Annotated in this window: 14 protein-coding genes, 1 other RNA gene and 2 pseudogenes; 9 read left to right on the top strand and 8 right to left on the bottom strand. The window is 71.0% G+C overall.

The window, feature by feature from the left end; all coding sequences use genetic code 11:
• Positions 1-150: 150 nt before the first annotated feature.
• The gene (locus IPL89_16185; protein MBK9064708.1) at positions 151-537 is read left to right on the top strand and encodes a hypothetical protein; all 387 of its coding nucleotides are present in this window, start codon (positions 151-153) and stop codon (positions 535-537) included.
• Positions 538-664: 127 nt separating this feature from the next.
• Here the strand turns inward: IPL89_16185 and rph are convergent.
• The 4 genes and pseudogenes from rph to IPL89_16165 all read right to left on the bottom strand — a co-directional run bounded on the left by rph (position 665) and on the right by IPL89_16165 (position 4,436).
• Positions 665-1,519 (bottom strand): annotated as a pseudogene (rph, locus tag IPL89_16180) (ribonuclease PH).
• A gap of 70 nt (positions 1,520-1,589) precedes the next feature.
• Positions 1,590-1,874, bottom strand: a complete 285-nt coding sequence (locus tag IPL89_16175; GenBank protein ID MBK9064707.1) for a hypothetical protein — start codon at positions 1,872-1,874, stop codon at positions 1,590-1,592.
• Between the two features lie 499 nt (positions 1,875-2,373).
• The gene (locus tag IPL89_16170; GenBank protein ID MBK9064706.1) at positions 2,374-3,969 is read right to left on the bottom strand and encodes an N-acetylmuramoyl-L-alanine amidase; all 1,596 of its coding nucleotides are present in this window, start codon (positions 3,967-3,969) and stop codon (positions 2,374-2,376) included.
• A gap of 38 nt (positions 3,970-4,007) precedes the next feature.
• Complete coding sequence (locus IPL89_16165) at positions 4,008-4,436, bottom strand: hypothetical protein (protein MBK9064705.1); 429 nt, start codon at positions 4,434-4,436, stop codon at positions 4,008-4,010.
• Positions 4,437-4,734: 298 nt separating this feature from the next.
• On the opposite strand from IPL89_16165, the gene ssrA reads away from it, so the two are divergent.
• Positions 4,735-5,092, top strand: a transfer-messenger RNA (tmRNA) gene (ssrA, locus tag IPL89_16160).
• Positions 5,093-5,146: 54 nt separating this feature from the next.
• On the opposite strand, the gene IPL89_16155 is transcribed toward ssrA, so the two are convergent.
• The 3 genes and pseudogenes from IPL89_16155 to IPL89_16145 form a co-directional block, all read right to left on the bottom strand.
• The gene (locus tag IPL89_16155) at positions 5,147-5,902 is read right to left on the bottom strand and encodes a hypothetical protein (GenBank protein ID MBK9064704.1); all 756 of its coding nucleotides are present in this window, start codon (positions 5,900-5,902) and stop codon (positions 5,147-5,149) included.
• Positions 5,893-6,486 carry a hypothetical protein gene (locus IPL89_16150; GenBank protein MBK9064703.1) on the bottom strand — a complete coding sequence of 198 codons (594 nt, stop codon included), beginning with the start codon at positions 6,484-6,486 and terminating at the stop codon, positions 5,893-5,895. Before IPL89_16150 ends, IPL89_16155 begins: the two co-directional genes overlap by 10 nt.
• 2 nt (positions 6,487-6,488) lie before the next feature.
• Positions 6,489-8,544 (bottom strand): annotated as a pseudogene (locus tag IPL89_16145) (beta-lactamase family protein).
• Positions 8,545-8,963: 419 nt separating this feature from the next.
• Here IPL89_16145 and IPL89_16140 point away from each other — a divergent pair.
• The 5 genes from IPL89_16140 to IPL89_16120 all read left to right on the top strand — a co-directional run bounded on the left by IPL89_16140 (position 8,964) and on the right by IPL89_16120 (position 11,833).
• Positions 8,964-9,902 (top strand): M20/M25/M40 family metallo-hydrolase, encoded by a 939-nt coding sequence (locus IPL89_16140; GenBank protein ID MBK9064702.1) that lies wholly within the window; start codon positions 8,964-8,966, stop codon positions 9,900-9,902.
• Positions 9,887-10,177 carry a hypothetical protein gene (locus tag IPL89_16135; GenBank protein MBK9064701.1) on the top strand — a complete coding sequence of 97 codons (291 nt, stop codon included), beginning with the start codon at positions 9,887-9,889 and terminating at the stop codon, positions 10,175-10,177. Before IPL89_16140 ends, IPL89_16135 begins: the two co-directional genes overlap by 16 nt.
• Positions 10,178-10,442: 265 nt before the next feature.
• Positions 10,443-10,676: a hypothetical protein gene (locus IPL89_16130; protein ID MBK9064700.1), complete on the top strand. Its 234-nt coding sequence runs from the start codon at positions 10,443-10,445 to the stop codon at positions 10,674-10,676.
• A gap of 96 nt (positions 10,677-10,772) precedes the next feature.
• Positions 10,773-11,267: a hypothetical protein gene (locus tag IPL89_16125; GenBank protein ID MBK9064699.1), complete on the top strand. Its 495-nt coding sequence runs from the start codon at positions 10,773-10,775 to the stop codon at positions 11,265-11,267.
• Between the two features lie 8 nt (positions 11,268-11,275).
• Positions 11,276-11,833 (top strand): hypothetical protein, encoded by a 558-nt coding sequence (locus IPL89_16120; GenBank protein MBK9064698.1) that lies wholly within the window; start codon positions 11,276-11,278, stop codon positions 11,831-11,833.
• 404 nt (positions 11,834-12,237) lie between these two features.
• Here IPL89_16120 and IPL89_16115 read toward each other — a convergent pair whose 3' ends face one another.
• On the bottom strand, positions 12,238-12,582 hold the full coding sequence (locus IPL89_16115) for a hypothetical protein (GenBank protein ID MBK9064697.1): 345 nt from the start codon (positions 12,580-12,582) through the stop codon (positions 12,238-12,240).
• Positions 12,583-12,619: 37 nt separating this feature from the next.
• Here IPL89_16115 and IPL89_16110 point away from each other — a divergent pair, with 37 nt between their 5' ends.
• Positions 12,620-13,171 carry a hypothetical protein gene (locus tag IPL89_16110; GenBank protein ID MBK9064696.1) on the top strand — a complete coding sequence of 184 codons (552 nt, stop codon included), beginning with the start codon at positions 12,620-12,622 and terminating at the stop codon, positions 13,169-13,171.
• Positions 13,172-13,420: 249 nt separating this feature from the next.
• A complete protein-coding gene (locus tag IPL89_16105) occupies positions 13,421-14,041 on the top strand; it encodes an alpha-hydroxy-acid oxidizing protein (protein MBK9064695.1) in 621 nt (206 codons plus the stop codon).
• Positions 14,042-14,288: the final 247 nt, after the last annotated feature.

The following is a 14,288-nucleotide window of genomic DNA, read 5'->3' as shown; positions in this document are numbered from 1 at the left end:
CTCCTCCACGGTTCAAGCGGCTGCGCGGGCCGACTGGGCCGACGCTGGCGCGTCCCGCCTGCGAAGACCTACGCGATCCAGGCGCTCGACCTCCCGGGCCTTCCGCGGGCCGAATCCCCGACGGCTACGACTCCGGCGGCGCCTGCGCGGATGGGTCCTCGGCGTCTGCCGAAGCAGCCCGTCTTCCTCGTGGGCCACCTCTCGGCGGGCGCGTCGCTGGCGAGATCGCGGCCCTCGCGTGCTGAACGCGTCGCCGCTGTGGCGCTCGTCTCGCCCCTCGGCGCGGCGCCCTACGGCTTCACGGACACGCTCAAGTGGAAGGCGATGTCGCGCCGCGCCGTCCTCGAGAGCGTCCCGAGTCCTCCCTCAGAAGTGCCGCCGCGTACGGCTTCGGAGGGCGACGCCTGGCAAGAAGGCGCGCCTGTCGCGCGGGCCGTCGAGGGGCGCAGACCGGCTCCGTCGAAGAAAGCAGACGCTCTTCTGGGCGTGACCGAGAAGTCCGGTGGACGGCGTCCTCGGGGCGCCCTCTTTGCCTGAGCGCTCAGGGGACGACGATGCCGCTCGTCGTGACCGCGAGCGCGCATCCCCTCGTGCCGCTGAAAGACGCGCGGGCGATCCTGAAGGCCCGCCCGACGCGACGTTCCTCGAGCCTCGGGCCGGGGCACTACGCCTCTTGAAGATCCGGGCCGGTTTCCGCCGAAGTCTTTGCGCGGATCTCTTCTCGCGCGGGCCTGAGGCAGGTCCGGCAGCCACGCGTCCGGCACGCGCCCTCGAGCGCCGCGCACTGACGCGGAAGAGCTCGGAGAGGCTTTCGGGGCCGGGCGGCGGCGAGAAGCTCGCTGAGCATCGCCTCGTCGGTCGGCTCCTTCTCCGCGGTGCCCGGGATCTCAGACGAAGCGTCCCGGACGACGTCCCGACGACGTTCTGGTCGACCTCGGCGGTCGAGTCCTCGGAGTAGTCGAGGTCGAGGAGTAACGTGCGCGCGTCCGGGAAGCCTTCGGCCCCGGCCGTGACGCCGGAGGGAGATCGGGCCGCCACGGCCTCGGGCAGCGGGCTCCCGGCGGATCGTCCGCGCTTTGGAAGGGCGTGCGTGCCGGCGGCGAGCATCAGGGCGACGTACGCGCCTGTCACGGACGCGCAGCGCGTCCCCGCGTCGGCCACGAGGACGTCGCAGTCGAGGTGATCGTCCGGTCCCGCGAGGATCGCAGGGATCCGCGACGTTGAAGGAAGCGCGCGCCCGATGAGGCGCTGGATCTCGAGCGTGCGGCCCGTCTGCTTCCTGGGCAGCAGCGGCCCGCGCGCGCCGTCCGCTCGTGCGTCGCGCGCGGGAGCATCCGTATTCGGCGGTGATCCAGCCGAGGCCGGTCTTCTGGAGGAAGGGCGGCACCTTCGGCTCGACGGTTGCCGTGACGAGCACTTGGGTCTCGCCCTGTGTGATGAGGCACGAGCCCTCCGCGTGGGGCACCGCGTCGCGACGATCGAGACGGGACGCAGCGAAAAGGGCGCGGCCGCCCGGCACGGGAGAGGGCGTTGGGGTTCTTCACGCGGGGATTGTCCTCTTTATCGCGGACCAGGGCGCCCGCGGACCTTCACATCGGCAGGCCTACGAGCGTGAGTTCCGCCGCGGGCCGGCTGAGGAGGTGGCCCGCGACGCGGCGGAGCCGATCCGACGCGTCCGTGACGAGAATGCGCGTCTCGCCGGGCTCGTTCTCTCGCGGCGGGCGGTCGGCGGAGCGCCGCTTCGAGCGCGTCCGCCGCCGCGTGCGCCGAGTCGACGAGTTCCGTTCCGGCGGGAGCGCCGCTGCGATCGTCCCCGCGAGTGGCGGGTGGCGCGTGAGCCGAGATACGACGATGCGCGCGCCTGATGAGCCCACGGCCTGGGAGGTACCGGGCGCGCGCCCGCGCGGGTGACCTCGTTCCCGGTCTAGCCCTCCTCGGCGAGCGGCACGAAGAGCGGGCACGCCGTGTGAGCACTTCGCGCTGGGATCCAGCGCGTGAACCGTTCAGTCAATGCTCGGACGCCACGGTCGCCTCGGCCGCGAGGACGGCGATCGGCCCGCGCGGTTCTCCTGCCGCCGCCAGCGCGCCCGCGCTCGGCGGCGACGGCGGCGACGGCGCCGGCCGGCACGACGCCGATCACGGGCACCGGCGTCAGCTCTCGACGATCGCGTCGAGCGCGCGAGCGCCGAGGCCGTTCCGCAGGCGATGACGACGGGCCTTCACGCCGTGGTCGAGGAGGGAGCCCCGACCGCGCGGCGGGCGTAGCGGCGGGACGGTCCCGGCGGATTTCGTCCTGTACGGAAGGCGCGCCGTGTCGCCCAGATAGAGGAGCCGCGCCAGTGCGGGAGCCGGCGGGCGATCGCCCGAGGACGGTCAGCCCGCCCAAACCCGAGTCGAAGAGGCCGATGGCTCCGTTCGTCGCTCACGTCGTTTCCCCTTCGGCTTCGCGGGCGGCCCCGCCGGCTTCGGGGTCGCGGCGCCGGCGTCGACGTCGCCGTGGGCGTCGGAGCCGGCGTCCGTGTCGCCGCCGGCGGCGGTCTGCGCCGGGCGGCGTTCCCGGGCGGCGCGCGCGTAAGTCCGGCGCGATCGGGTGCGCGAGGTCCACGTCCTGGCGCGAGCGTCTCGGCGGGCTCCCCCGCCACGAGGAAGACGACGCGCGTCACGCCCGCCATGTTCTTGCCGGACCGTGACGGCGAGCGCCTGCACGGCGGCGTCCTCCTCGTGCGCGCCGGCCTGCCATTTCACGAGAGCGGGCGGCGCGACGTCGAGGACGGCCACGCCGTCGCGCAGGAGGTACGCACCGCGCAGCGTCCAGCCCTCGGGAAACGGCTTGACGAGGTCGGCGCTGCGGGGCCCCTCGACGACGCCGGACGCCACCGCCCGCAGGAACGCGACGTCGTCCGCGGCCACGGGCACGTCGCGCGCCTCGGGGTGCAGCATGCCGTCGCCCTCCTTCGACTCGAAGAACAGCGTCACGTTGCGCGCGGGGATCGGCGTCGGCGGCACGACGGCCGTCGGGCGAGGCGCGGGAGCGGGCGGCGCGCCGGCCTTCGGGCTCCTGACGCTCCGCATCACGACGAACGCACCGAGGAGCAGGGCGAGGATCGCGACGAGCGCGAGCGCGAAGCGGCGGGCCACGGGACTCAGCTCTTGCCGTTCTTCGGCGCGTACGGCACGGGCGCGGCGCCGTCGGCGGACCGGAAGTACGTCTCGAGGCTGCCCGCGAGCGTGTCCGCGACCCTGCCGGCGGAACTCCTCGGAATTGATCTTCTTCTCCTCGTCGGGGTCCGTGATGAACGACACCTCGACGAGCACCGCGGGCGCGTTCACGCCGATGAGGACGCGGAACGGCGCCTGCTTCACGCCGCGCGTCGTGATCCCGAGCAGGCGGTTGAAGTCGGCCTGCACGATCTCGGCGAGGCGCGCGGACGCGCCGAGGTGCTGGTTCTGCGCGAGTCCCAGAGGATGAGGTCGAGGTCGCGCACCGCGGCGTTCTTCTCGCGCTGGCCGCCCCGGGCGCGGCGCGGTTCTCGCTCTCGGCGAGCGCGGCCGCCGCGCGGTCGGACGCGTCGAGCGACAGGTAGTAGACCTCCGTGCCGTGCGCGGAGGCCGCGCGCGACGCGTTGCAGTGGATGGAGAGGAAGACGTCCGCCTTCGCGGCGTTCGCGGCGGCGGCCCGGTCGTCGAGCCCCACGGTCGCATCCGTCGTCCGGTCATGAGGACGCGGTACCCGCGGCGCTGGAGCGTCTCGACGACCGTCCTCGCGAGCGCGAGCGTCGCGTCTTCTCGAAGCGAGCCGCCCGGCCCCTTCGCCCCTTCCTCGGTTCCGCCGTGGCCGGGTCGACGACGATCGTCTTCGTTCGTTCGCGGCGGCGGGCGCCGGGACCGGCGCGGCGGGCGCGGCGGAGGGCGCGGCTCCGGCCTTGCGGGCGACGTCCACGACGAGGCGGGGCGGCGTCCTGAGCGCATAGACGTTCGCGGCGAGGCCCTTTCGCGAAAGACGATCGTCACCTCGCCGCCGCGCACGAGGAGCTCGCACGACGCGCGGCGAATCGAGGACGCGCTCGGGCGACGGCGCGGTGAGGCGCGTGCCCGGAAAGTGCAGGACGACCTGTTCCGGCGTCGCCTCCACCGCGTACGACGGCGACTGCGAGAATCGGGCACGATCTTCGTGACGTCGCCGAGCTCCGCGACGGAGGGCTCCCACGCCGACTTCCGACGAAATCCGACTTCTTCGCCGAGAGCGTGCGCGTCCCCTTGTCCCACGCGAGCGCCTGGCCCGTGAGCGGACCGAGAACCCTGACGAAGAACTCCGGCTCGGCCCACGCGCCGAGGCTCGACGCGCGCACGGGCGACGCGAGGTTCACGACCTTCGTGTCCACGACGGCGATCGGCGACTCGGCGCCGAAGACGGCCGTCCGGCCCTTGACCTTCACCTCGTACGAGCGCGTGCGTTCGTCCCACGCGATCGTCCCGTCGAGGGCGGCAACGGCGTCGTTGACGAGAAGGAACGTCCGCCCGTCGCGCTCTTCGGCGCGGATCGACGCGGGCGGCTTGCCGTCCCGCGAGGGACGCGTCCTGGGCCTCGACGGAGCGGGCGCCGGACAGGAACGAGAATCCCGCGGCGGCGAGAAGAACGAGGAACCGGGCCGTCGCGCGCGTCACCCGCGAATTATGGCGACTCCCGGGTCTTTTCGCCCGGGTGCCGACCTGTTATCCTCACCGATCACGGTTGGGGGCGTCCCGGTTTCGACGGGGCATTCAGCGATCGAGGAGCACGCCGAGCACGGCCGTTCGCTCGTAAAAACGACGGTCAAATTCAATCGCCAACAGCGATTACGCTCTCGCGGCTTAATTAGCCGTGACGGGCGCCGGGGAGCCTGTCCGGGGCGCCTCGGCGTTTGACGCGAAATCCGGACTGGGGATCATCTCCGCCGCCTGAAGAGATGGCCCGAGAAGCTCAGGATCGCTGCCGCGCCCGGTCGTCCGGACCTGAAGACGCGGAGGTTAAAAAAACAAGTCCGGACTGAGCGTGGAGAATCTCGACGTTCGGGCGCTTCGGACGGGGGTTCGACTCCCCCCGCCTCCACCATTTGAAACGCCACGAACCGGCCCCCCCCCCGGGCCGGTCGTCCGCATTTCGGTGTCAGCGTGCCGTGGAACGCGCGGCGGCCAGTCTCTCCTCGAAGAACTTCGCGACGTCCGCGTCCATCTCCGGCGTCACTTCGTGCCCGACGCCCGGGTAGAGGACGAAGCGCGCGTCGAGGCCCGCCTTCTGGTAGAGGCCCTCGGCCCCCTTCCAGCGGGAGACCGGCGTCGGGCCGAAGAGACGGAAGACGAGCTCCTCGTCGGCCTTCGAGAAGCTGTCGCGGTAGATCACCGCGTCGTTCGCGTCCTTGTCGCCGAGCAAGAAGAGCCACGCGACGGCCTTCAACGCGCGCTCGTCGACGGGCCTTCCCACGAGCGCGCGGACGTCGGCCACGCCGACGGGGTACGGCAGCGTTTTGCCGTCGGCCTTCTCGACGGGCGCGATCGGCCAGCCGCCCGGCGACCCACAGGCCACCGCGAGGACCCGCGAGGGGTGAAGGACGGCGAAGCGGTTCACGAACGAACCCGACGCCGAGAAACCGCGCAGGAGGACCTTCGCGTCGACCGTGATTCCCCTGGCCGCGAGAACCGCCCGCGCGTCGTCCGCCATGGCAAGGAGCTGCAAGTCGACACGCCGGAACGCGGGAGCTTCCGTCTGCAGGGCCGCGCGCGTGAGCGCGTGGAGGTAAAGGTTTTCGTCGCCCCCGATCGGCGGCCGCGGAAAGAGCGGCACGAGGGGCGGCGCGCCGAGCGCATCGGCGAGCGCCGCTTGCCGGCGCACCTCGCACGTGGACGCGGCGCGGATCATCTCCACGTCGTCGGTGGTGTACCCGTGTTGTTCGGGACCACGAGGAGGTGCCCCGAGCGTGGCGCCTTCGGCACGTAAAGGAAGTACGGCCAGTGGAAGCCCCGCGCGGGCGCCGCCGGCTGCTCGGACGTGAGCGCGGCGTTCATCTCGCAGCGATGGACGAGGAATCCCTTCACGCCGAAGAGGGCGCGGCCCCCGGACGCCTTCGAGGGATCGATCTCGAGGACGTACTTCCCCGCCGCGAGCACACGCGTGACGTCGGACTCGCCCCGGCGCCCGGCCCACGCGAGGAGCGGCGCACCGTCCGGCCCGACGAGCGTCACCGAGGCTTCGCCCTCGCGGGTCTCCATCCAGAAGCTGAGCCGGTGCCCGTCGCTGGCCCGCGGCAGCAGGAATTCAAAGCGGACGCCCTTCCGCTCGAGGCTCCAGCCGTGCGTCATGTTGAAGCCGTCGGCGACGAGCGCGGCGTTGCGCTTCTTCGCCTCCGCGGCGAGCGGGTCGGGCGCCTGGGCGTCGGCCCCCGGCGCGGCGGCCGCCCCGCACGACACGACGAACAGGATGAGCGCCGCGCACGCCGATCCCCGGGCCACGCCTAGTTCCCCTTCGCCTCGTCGAACGCGTACTCGTGCTGCGCGTCGCGCAGGACGAGGGAGCGCTTTCCGTCCTTGTCCGCCACGACGAACTCGAAGCCCTCGATCGTCGGGTCGATCGTGATGAAGGAGATCGTCCCGTCGTCGTTCTTGCGCGACGCGACGATGCTGTGCCACTCGCCAACGTCGAAGACGACGGCGCCGCCGCGCCCTTCTTCACGGCGAGATCGCCGAGGGCCTTGCTCGCGTAGCGCGGCGCGAGCTTCGCCGCCGCGGAGGCGTCGGCCGGGATCACGAGGCGCTCGCGCGCCTTCGCGATGGCCGCCGCCCGCTGCTTGACCCCGACGCGGATCGACTCCTCGGCCTCCGGCTTGCCGTCGAAGAGCACCTCGACGAGGCGCCTCAGGAGCGGCCCGCGCAGCGAGACGCCCGCGTCCGAGTTCGTCAGGATGACGGCGCCGACGCCGTGCTCGGGCAGCCAGATCATGTCGCTGTGGTACCCGGCGAGGTCGCCGCCGTGGTGCACGATCGGGATTCCCCACTTCTTGTCCACGAAGAGGCCCATCCTGTACGTGACGTCCTCACCGACGGCGACCTGAGGCGCGCGCCGCGCGAGGAGGTTCTCCTCCGAGACGAGGCGCTTGCGCCGCCGGAAGCGCGCCCTTCGCCAGCTCCATCGCCACGTACTTCGAGAGGTCGCGGGCGCTCGTCCACACGCCTCCGGCCGGCCGGGCCGGCACGATGGACTCGTTCAGGTCCATCCGGGCCCGCACGGTCTTCCCGTCCGGGTCGTCGCCGTGCGGCTGCGCGACGTTTCCCCTGAGGGCGCGCGCGAAGTCGAACGTGGTGTTCGTCATGCCGAGGGGCAGGAAGACCTTCGCCCGCATCGCCTCGTCGTACGCGGTGCCCAGCTCGCGCCCGGGGTACGACAGCGATCCCCGATGAACCCCGCCGCGGCCGCCATCAGGTTGCTGTACTGGAAGACCTCGCCGAACTTGCTCGTCGGCTGCATGGTGCCGAGGAGGCCGAGCGCCGACGCGGGCGTCGCGCTCCGGTACTCGAAGAGCCATTCCATGTCCTGCCGCGGGAGACCCGTGCACGCGCACACGAGGTGCTTCACGAGCACCTGCTTCGTCGTCGCCGCGTCGCCGAGCCGGAACGCGGGATAGACCCCGTGACGGGCTGGTTCCAGCCGAGCTTCTTCTCGTCGGCGAGCTCGGCGAGGAGCAGCGTCGTGAGCGCTTTCGTGTTCGACGCCGCGATGAAGAGCGTGTCCGCGTCGACCTTGTCCGGCTTGCCGAGCTCCTTCACGCCGAGGCCGCCTTCCCACACGACCTTGCCGCCGTCGAGAAAGCTCAGCCCGACGCCCGGCACCGCGTACTGTTTCATGCCGTCCTCGACGAACGCCTTCAGCGTCGCGATCCGCGCCGCGTTGAGCGGATGGGCCTTCTTCCCCGCGAAGCTCTCGCGCGAGTAGCCCTTGGGGCGGAGGCTCTGCAGGACGAGGCCGATCGGCGCTCCGCGCTTCTCGGCCGTCGGCTCGGTCGCGTCCAGGATGAAGACGACCCACGCCTTCCCGGCGCGCCACGCGCCCGCCACGACGACGACGCGCTCGTTCGGCGAGGTCTCGTACTCGAAGCTCTTCCGCTCCTCCCAGCCGTTGCGCGGGGCGCCCGGCGTCGCGAGCCTCAGCGGCCGCTTCACGTCGGGCTTGTAGGCGGCCCACGCCGCGGCGACCGCGGCCTCGGCGTCCTTCGCCTCGGCGTCCACGATCGCGAGGTGCGAGTCCCCCTCGGGCGGGTCCAGCACCACGAGCGGGCCCTTCGTCACGATCGTCCAGCCCGCCGGCGCCGTGAACGTCGCGCCCGCGGCCGTGGTGCGGCCGGAGTCGGCCGAGAGGAGACTTCTTTGGCGGGAGCCTGCGCCGGAGCGTCCGAGGCGGAAAGGGAAGCGCGAGGAAAAAAGAGAGCGCGAGGACTGAGAGGCGTGCCATAGATCCTCCAGTCGGGCACAGTCTAGGACGCCAACGGCGGTAGAGTGCTTCCGGAGGCCCCGCATGCGCTCGACCGCCCTCGCCCTGTGCCTCGGCGCCGCCCTCTCCGGCGCCGCGCTCCCGGCGCACGCTGTCCCTCCCGCCAGGCGTCGACGACGCCTCGATCGCGGGTGCCGCCGTCGGGACGTTCCCGGAGTTCCTCGAGTTCCTCGCCCTCCCGAACGACCCCGCTCGGCCTGCGGACATCCAGCGAAATGCAGCCTGGCTCGAGGCCGCCTTCCGGAGACGCGGGTTCACGACGCGCCTCATCGAAAACAAGGGCCGCCCGCTCGTCTTCGCCGAGTACGGCAAGGCCCCCGCGCAGAAGACGGTCCTCTTCTACATCCACTTCGACGCCCAGCCTGTCGTCCCTTCGCAGTGGGCGCAGAAGGACCCTTGGCTGCCCGTCGTCAAGCGGCGCGGGCCCGACGGGAAGTGGGCCGAGGTGGACCGCGCCGAGCTCCTGAAGCCCGGCTTCGACCCGGAGCTGCGCGTCTTCGCGCGCTCGTCCTCCGACGACAAGGGGCCGATCGTCATGTTCCTCGCGGTTTTCGACATCCTGCGCGCGAAACGGATCGACCCGGCCTTCCACGTGAAGGTTCTCCTCGACAGCGAGGAGGAGGTCGGCTCGCCCGGCATCGCCGCCGCCGTCGCGGGTAACGCGGCTCTCCTCTCGGCCGACGCCGTCGTCCTCCTCGACGGGCCGGTGCACGCGTCCAACCGCCCGACGCTCGCATTCGGAAACCGCGGCGTCGTCGCCGTCACGCTCACCGTTTACGGGCCGCGCGCGCCGCTGCACAGCGGGCACTTCGGCAACTGGGTGCCCAACCCCGCGCTGCGCCTCGCGAAACTCCTTGCGTCGATGAAGGACGAGGACGGACGGGTTACGGTCGCCGGGTACTACGGGCGCACGAACCTCACCGAAGCGGATCGCAAGGCGCTCGCCGAGGTGCCCGACGACGAGGCCGCGCTGAAACAGAGGGTCGGCATATCGCAGCAGGAAAAGGTCGGCGTCACGTACCAGGAGTCGCTCCAGTACCCGTCCCTCAACGTGCGCGGCCTCGCGTCGGCGAGCGTCGGCGAGAAGGCGGCGAACGTGCTCCCGCGCGACGCCGTCGCCGAGCTGGATCTGCGCACGACCGTCGAGTCCGACCCGGCGTTCCTCGTCGGCCTCCTGAAGAAGCACGTCGAGGCGCAGGGCTGGCACCTCGTCGAGAAGGACCCCACGGACGAGGAGCGCGCGCGCTGGCCGAAGCTCGCGCGATTCGACGCACCGCACCCGAGGAGGCCGCGCGGCAGCCGTTCGACGCACCGGTGGGCCGCTGGGCGGCGGCGGCGCTCGGCGGCGCATGGCCCGCCGCGCCGCTCGTGCGCATCCGGATGATGGGCGGCACGCTCCCGACGCACGCGATCGTCGGGCCGCTGAAGGCGCCGTTCGTGCAGGTCCCCGTCGTGAACGCCGACAACAACCAGCACGCGTACGACGAGAACCTGCGCATGGGCCACTACCTGGAGCGGCATGCGCTCGATGGCAGCGCTCCTCACGGCGCCCTACCCGGAGTGAGAGAGAGAATCCGTCTCATGCAAACACCTCGCCGTCTCCCGCTGATGCTCGCCCTCTGCCTGGCCGCCCCGGCCCTCGCGCAGGGGCCGGCCTGATCCGCGGCCCTCCTCACCGCCCAGAAGGACGCCCTGAAGGCCTTCGCGGCCATGGACGGCGTCTGGCGGGGCCCGCGTGGACGATCCTCCCGTCGGGCGAGAAGCACACGATCACGCAGACCGAGCGCATCGGACCGTTCCTCGACGGCGCCGTGAAGGTCATCGAGGGAAAGGCTATGAGGCGGACGGGCGCGTCTCGTTCAACGCGTTCGGGACGATCTCCTTCAACCCCGCGAAGAACGCCTACACGCTTCATTCGTACGCGATGGGCAACGCCGGCGACTTCGTCATCAAGCCCACGCCCGACGGCTACATCTGGGAAATCCCGGCCGGGCCCATGACGATCCCGGTACACGGCCGTCATCAAGGACGGACGCTCAAGGGAAGTCGGCGACCGCCTCGGCGACCGGCAAGGACCCCCGTCCGCTTCTTCGAGATGACGCTCACCCGCATCGGCGACACGACGTGGCCCGCGGGCGGGGCGGTGCCGCCGAAGTAGTCCGGCGCGTTAACGCTCCCCCGGGCTTTCTTCTGGCGCGTGCTCGATCCGCGACATAGATTGCGACTCGCTCTTGCAACGATAGAAGGAGACTCGATGAGAATCACGTCGCCCGCGCTTCTCGCTCTGGCCGTGTGCTTCGCCGCGGGGAGCGCCCTCTCACAGTCGACGCCGAAACCGGACGCCGCGGCGAAGCCCGCCGCTCCCCCGCTGCGCGCGGTCGTGACCGACGGTGCGCCAAAGGCTTCCGGTCCCTACTCGCAGGCGATCGCGGAAGGCGGCTTCCTTTTCGCAGCGGGGCAAATTCCCCGCGACCCGAAGACGGGCGCGGTCCTGCCGGGGCCGATCGAGCAGGCCGTGGACCGCGTCTTCGACAACCTCGAGGCCGTTCTGAAGGCGGAAGGACTCGGCTGGGCTGACGTCGTCAAGACGACTGTCTACATGACGAAGGGCGACGATTTCGCCGCGATGAACGCCGTCTACGCGAAGCGGATGGGCGACGGCCGCCCCGCCCGCACGACCGTCTTCGTCGCGGGGCTCCCCCGGAGGCGCCCCATCGAGATGGACCTCATCGCCCGCGTGCGCCGCTAGACTCGGCCGTGCCGATCGACCCGACCGCCCGCCGCGACGTCCGGCTCTTCCTCGCCGCGCTCGTGCTTTTCGCACTCTTCGGCCTCGGCGCTTCCGCGGCGCTCGCGGCCGACAGCACCCCGACTCCGCGAACCATGTCCCGCGGAAATCTCGTCAAAGTGCGGCCGAGAACTCCGCAGTTTCCTCCCGACGTAAAGGCCCGCGGCGACCGACTCTGGAATGCGGCGTCTCCCGCGGTGAAGGCCTGGGCGAGCCAGAACGCGCCCCAGGTCGCGAAGGGACCCGGCGACCCCGAGGCCCTCGCTCACGCCGCCGCTCGCGCCCCGGTCGTGCTCACACCCGAGGCGGCGGCGCGCCCGGGCCCTCTCTCGTTCCTCCTGCTCTACGAGGCCTCCGAGGAGCCTGCAGGCCAAGAGCGACCTCGACTCCATGTCGGAGATGGGCGAGATGGGTCGTTGCGCCTCCAGATGGCGATGGACCGCCTGAGCAAGATGATGTCGACGCTCTCGAACCTGATGAAGAAGATGTCGACGACCCAGGACGCCATCATCCAGAACATGAAGTAGGAACCTGGAGGAAGCGCGCATTTGCGTCGCCCAGCCGCGAGGCGCTGAGGCCGGCGCGAAGGGAAAACGCTCCGGGCTCCGGTGAGACGCGCGGTATCGTTCGCGCAGGCAGGGGCAATGAATGAAATATCTGCGCGTCATTCTCGAAGTGTGCGGAGCCGTCCTTCTTGCCGCGGCGCTCGTCGTCGGTTCGCGGCCTTCAGCCGCACGGTCTCAAGGAGACGCAGACCATCAAGCCCGCTGTCCCCTACGCGCAGTTGAAAGATGCGAACTACATGCTCATCTCCGCACTCCAGGATCGCGTCGATAGGCTCGAGGCCAAGCTTGCGACGGTCCAGAAGGATTACGCGGGCCACACGCACACTACATTGCGCCCCAGTGCCAGTACGAGAATCTCGCAACGTTCAAGAACAGAGCTCGCTCACGGCGCCACGAACATGGGCGTGTGCCTCGTCAATCCCTTGGCCATCAACCGCAACGGCACCCCAACAACGCCGCCGATGAAGTAGGCCCGCAACCCGCTCCCAGTCGCGCCCTTCGCCACTGGAATCGCCCGGCTGCGTCCGCCGCCGCTCCGCCGCATCCGGGAGGTCTTCGTGAACGACTTCGCCCGCCGCGATTTCCTGCGCTTCCTCGCGGCCGGCCAGCTCCTCGCCGGGCTCGGCAGCCTCAACGTCTTCGCCGGCAGGGTCGAGCCGACCGCCGACTCCGCCGCGAAGGCGCTGGACGTCTTCGAGCTCGAGGGCCATCGCGAAGAGGAGCCTTCCGCCCGCGCACTGGGGCTACATGACGACCGGCGTCGGCGGCGACGCGACGCTCCGGGCGGACGGCGAGGACTTCGCGGACCTCGCGCTGCGCGTCCGCCGTCTCGCTGGCGTCCGCGCCCCCGATACGACTCCCTCTCCCTTTCTCGGCACGACGTGGAAACGCCCATCGTCCTCTGCCCGGTTTCCAGCCAAAGCGCGCGTTCCACGGCGACGCCGAAATCGCGACGGCGCGCGCCGCTCGCTCGCGGAGGAACCTGCAGATCCTCTCCACGCTCTCGTCCACCGGCGTCGGAGGCGTCGCCGCCGCGCACGGCGGCCCGGTCTGTTATCAACTCTGTCCGACCGATCAGTGGTCCGTCGCGCAGGGCCTCGCCGAAGCGCGCCGAGGCCGCCGGCTGCCCTGCGGCTCGTTCCGACCGTCTCGACCTGCGGGGCGGGATCCAGCGCCCGCAGGGTGCCCGTCGTGCGCGGGCGACGCTTCGACTTTGCGCGACTGCTCGTCATTGCCACGCGGCCGACCCGTTCGACATCGCCAGTGCGCTCTTCGCAGGACGGTGTTCAGGGAATCTGAAGCGGTTCGAAGGTCGATGAGTTCTTTGCGACGCGACGTGCGGGACTACGTCGCCGCGCGCATCCGGGCGCGTGGAGAGGGAAACTTCTCACCAGGGCGTCGTCACGCGCAGGGATGCCGAGCTCTGTCTCGCCGGAGACGTCGGCAGCATCGTCGTCTCGAACCACGGCGGCGCCGCGCCGAGGAGAGCCTCCGCCCCTCGATCCGACAGCCTCGTGAGGTCCCATAGGCCGTGAAGGGCGCGTCCCCGTGATCCTCGACAGCGGCATCCGCCGCGGAACCGACATCTTCAAAGGCGCTCGCGCTCGGCGCGACCGCCGTCGGCATCAAAGCGGCCCGCAGGTGTGGGGCCTACGCCGCGTTCCGAACCACGAGAGCGGGCGTCGAGGCCGCGCTCGCGACATCCTGCGGCGCGAGCTGGAGATGGTCATGCGCCGAACGGGCACGACGAACCTCGCGAAGATCGACCGCTCGTACGTCGTCGACCGAAGGCGAGGCAAAGATTTTCAGCCCGAGAGGCATCGGAAAGAATGGACTGGAACTGGAGGCCCCGCGATGCGTAAACGCGCCGCCACCCCACCCTTCCCGCTGAAGAGGCCCTCGCAGGTGGGGAGTGGGCAGCGGGTTCTCGCTCTCGTGCTCGCCGCGTCGTTCTCCCCTGCCGCCGCCCCGGTTCCGCCCGACCTCGAGGACGCGCCGCCCAGCGGTTCAGGCGAAGAAGGCGTCGCCGCAGGTCTTGCTCGCACAGGTGCACGACCAGGGGTGGCGCTGGCGCGAAAGAACAGGCCAGTCGACCTCGCGGCGCTCGAGCAGACGATCCACGTTGCGCTTCGTTGCAAAACGACCCCGGCAGGTGTAAGGGGCGACTGACCACGATAAGGGCCGGGGCCTACTCAAACATAGGCGCCATCGGGGACGGCGACATCATGGCGATCGCCTTCCTCGTGGTGATGGAGGCGGCGAAGTCCGCCCAGGAGGGACCTCAAGGCGATCATGAGCCTGGTGAAGGCGATCAACCAGCGCGCAGACGCAGCAACGCGGGCTGATCCCGAAATGAATCGGGCGTCAGGCGCAAAGAGCCGCCACTCCCACACCTACGCCGACGCCCGACCGCGTC

The sequence above is a fragment of the Acidobacteriota bacterium genome, from assembly GCA_016716715.1.
Taxonomy (GTDB): Bacteria; Acidobacteriota; Thermoanaerobaculia; order UBA5066; family UBA5066; genus Fen-183.
This window is presented reverse-complemented; position numbering and strand designations above follow the sequence as displayed.

Bases quoted from the DNA above. Each gene is read 5' to 3' on its own strand.
- IPL89_16110 (MBK9064696.1), top strand. From the start codon at position 12,620: ATGACGACCGGCGTCGGCGGCGACGCGACGCTCCGGGCGGACGGCGAG.
- IPL89_16125 (MBK9064699.1), top strand. From the start codon at position 10,773: ATGAGAATCACGTCGCCCGCGCTTCTCGCTCTGGCCGTGTGCTTCGCC.
- IPL89_16170 (MBK9064706.1), bottom strand. From the start codon at position 3,969: ATGCGCTCAGGACGCCGCCCCGCCTCGTCGTGGACGTCGCCCGCAAGG.
- IPL89_16115 (MBK9064697.1), bottom strand. From the start codon at position 12,582: ATGGCCCTCGAGCTCGAAGACGTCCAGCGCCTTCGCGGCGGAGTCGGC.
- IPL89_16185 (MBK9064708.1), top strand. From the start codon at position 151: ATGGGTCCTCGGCGTCTGCCGAAGCAGCCCGTCTTCCTCGTGGGCCAC.
- IPL89_16130 (MBK9064700.1), top strand. From the start codon at position 10,443: ATGGGCAACGCCGGCGACTTCGTCATCAAGCCCACGCCCGACGGCTAC.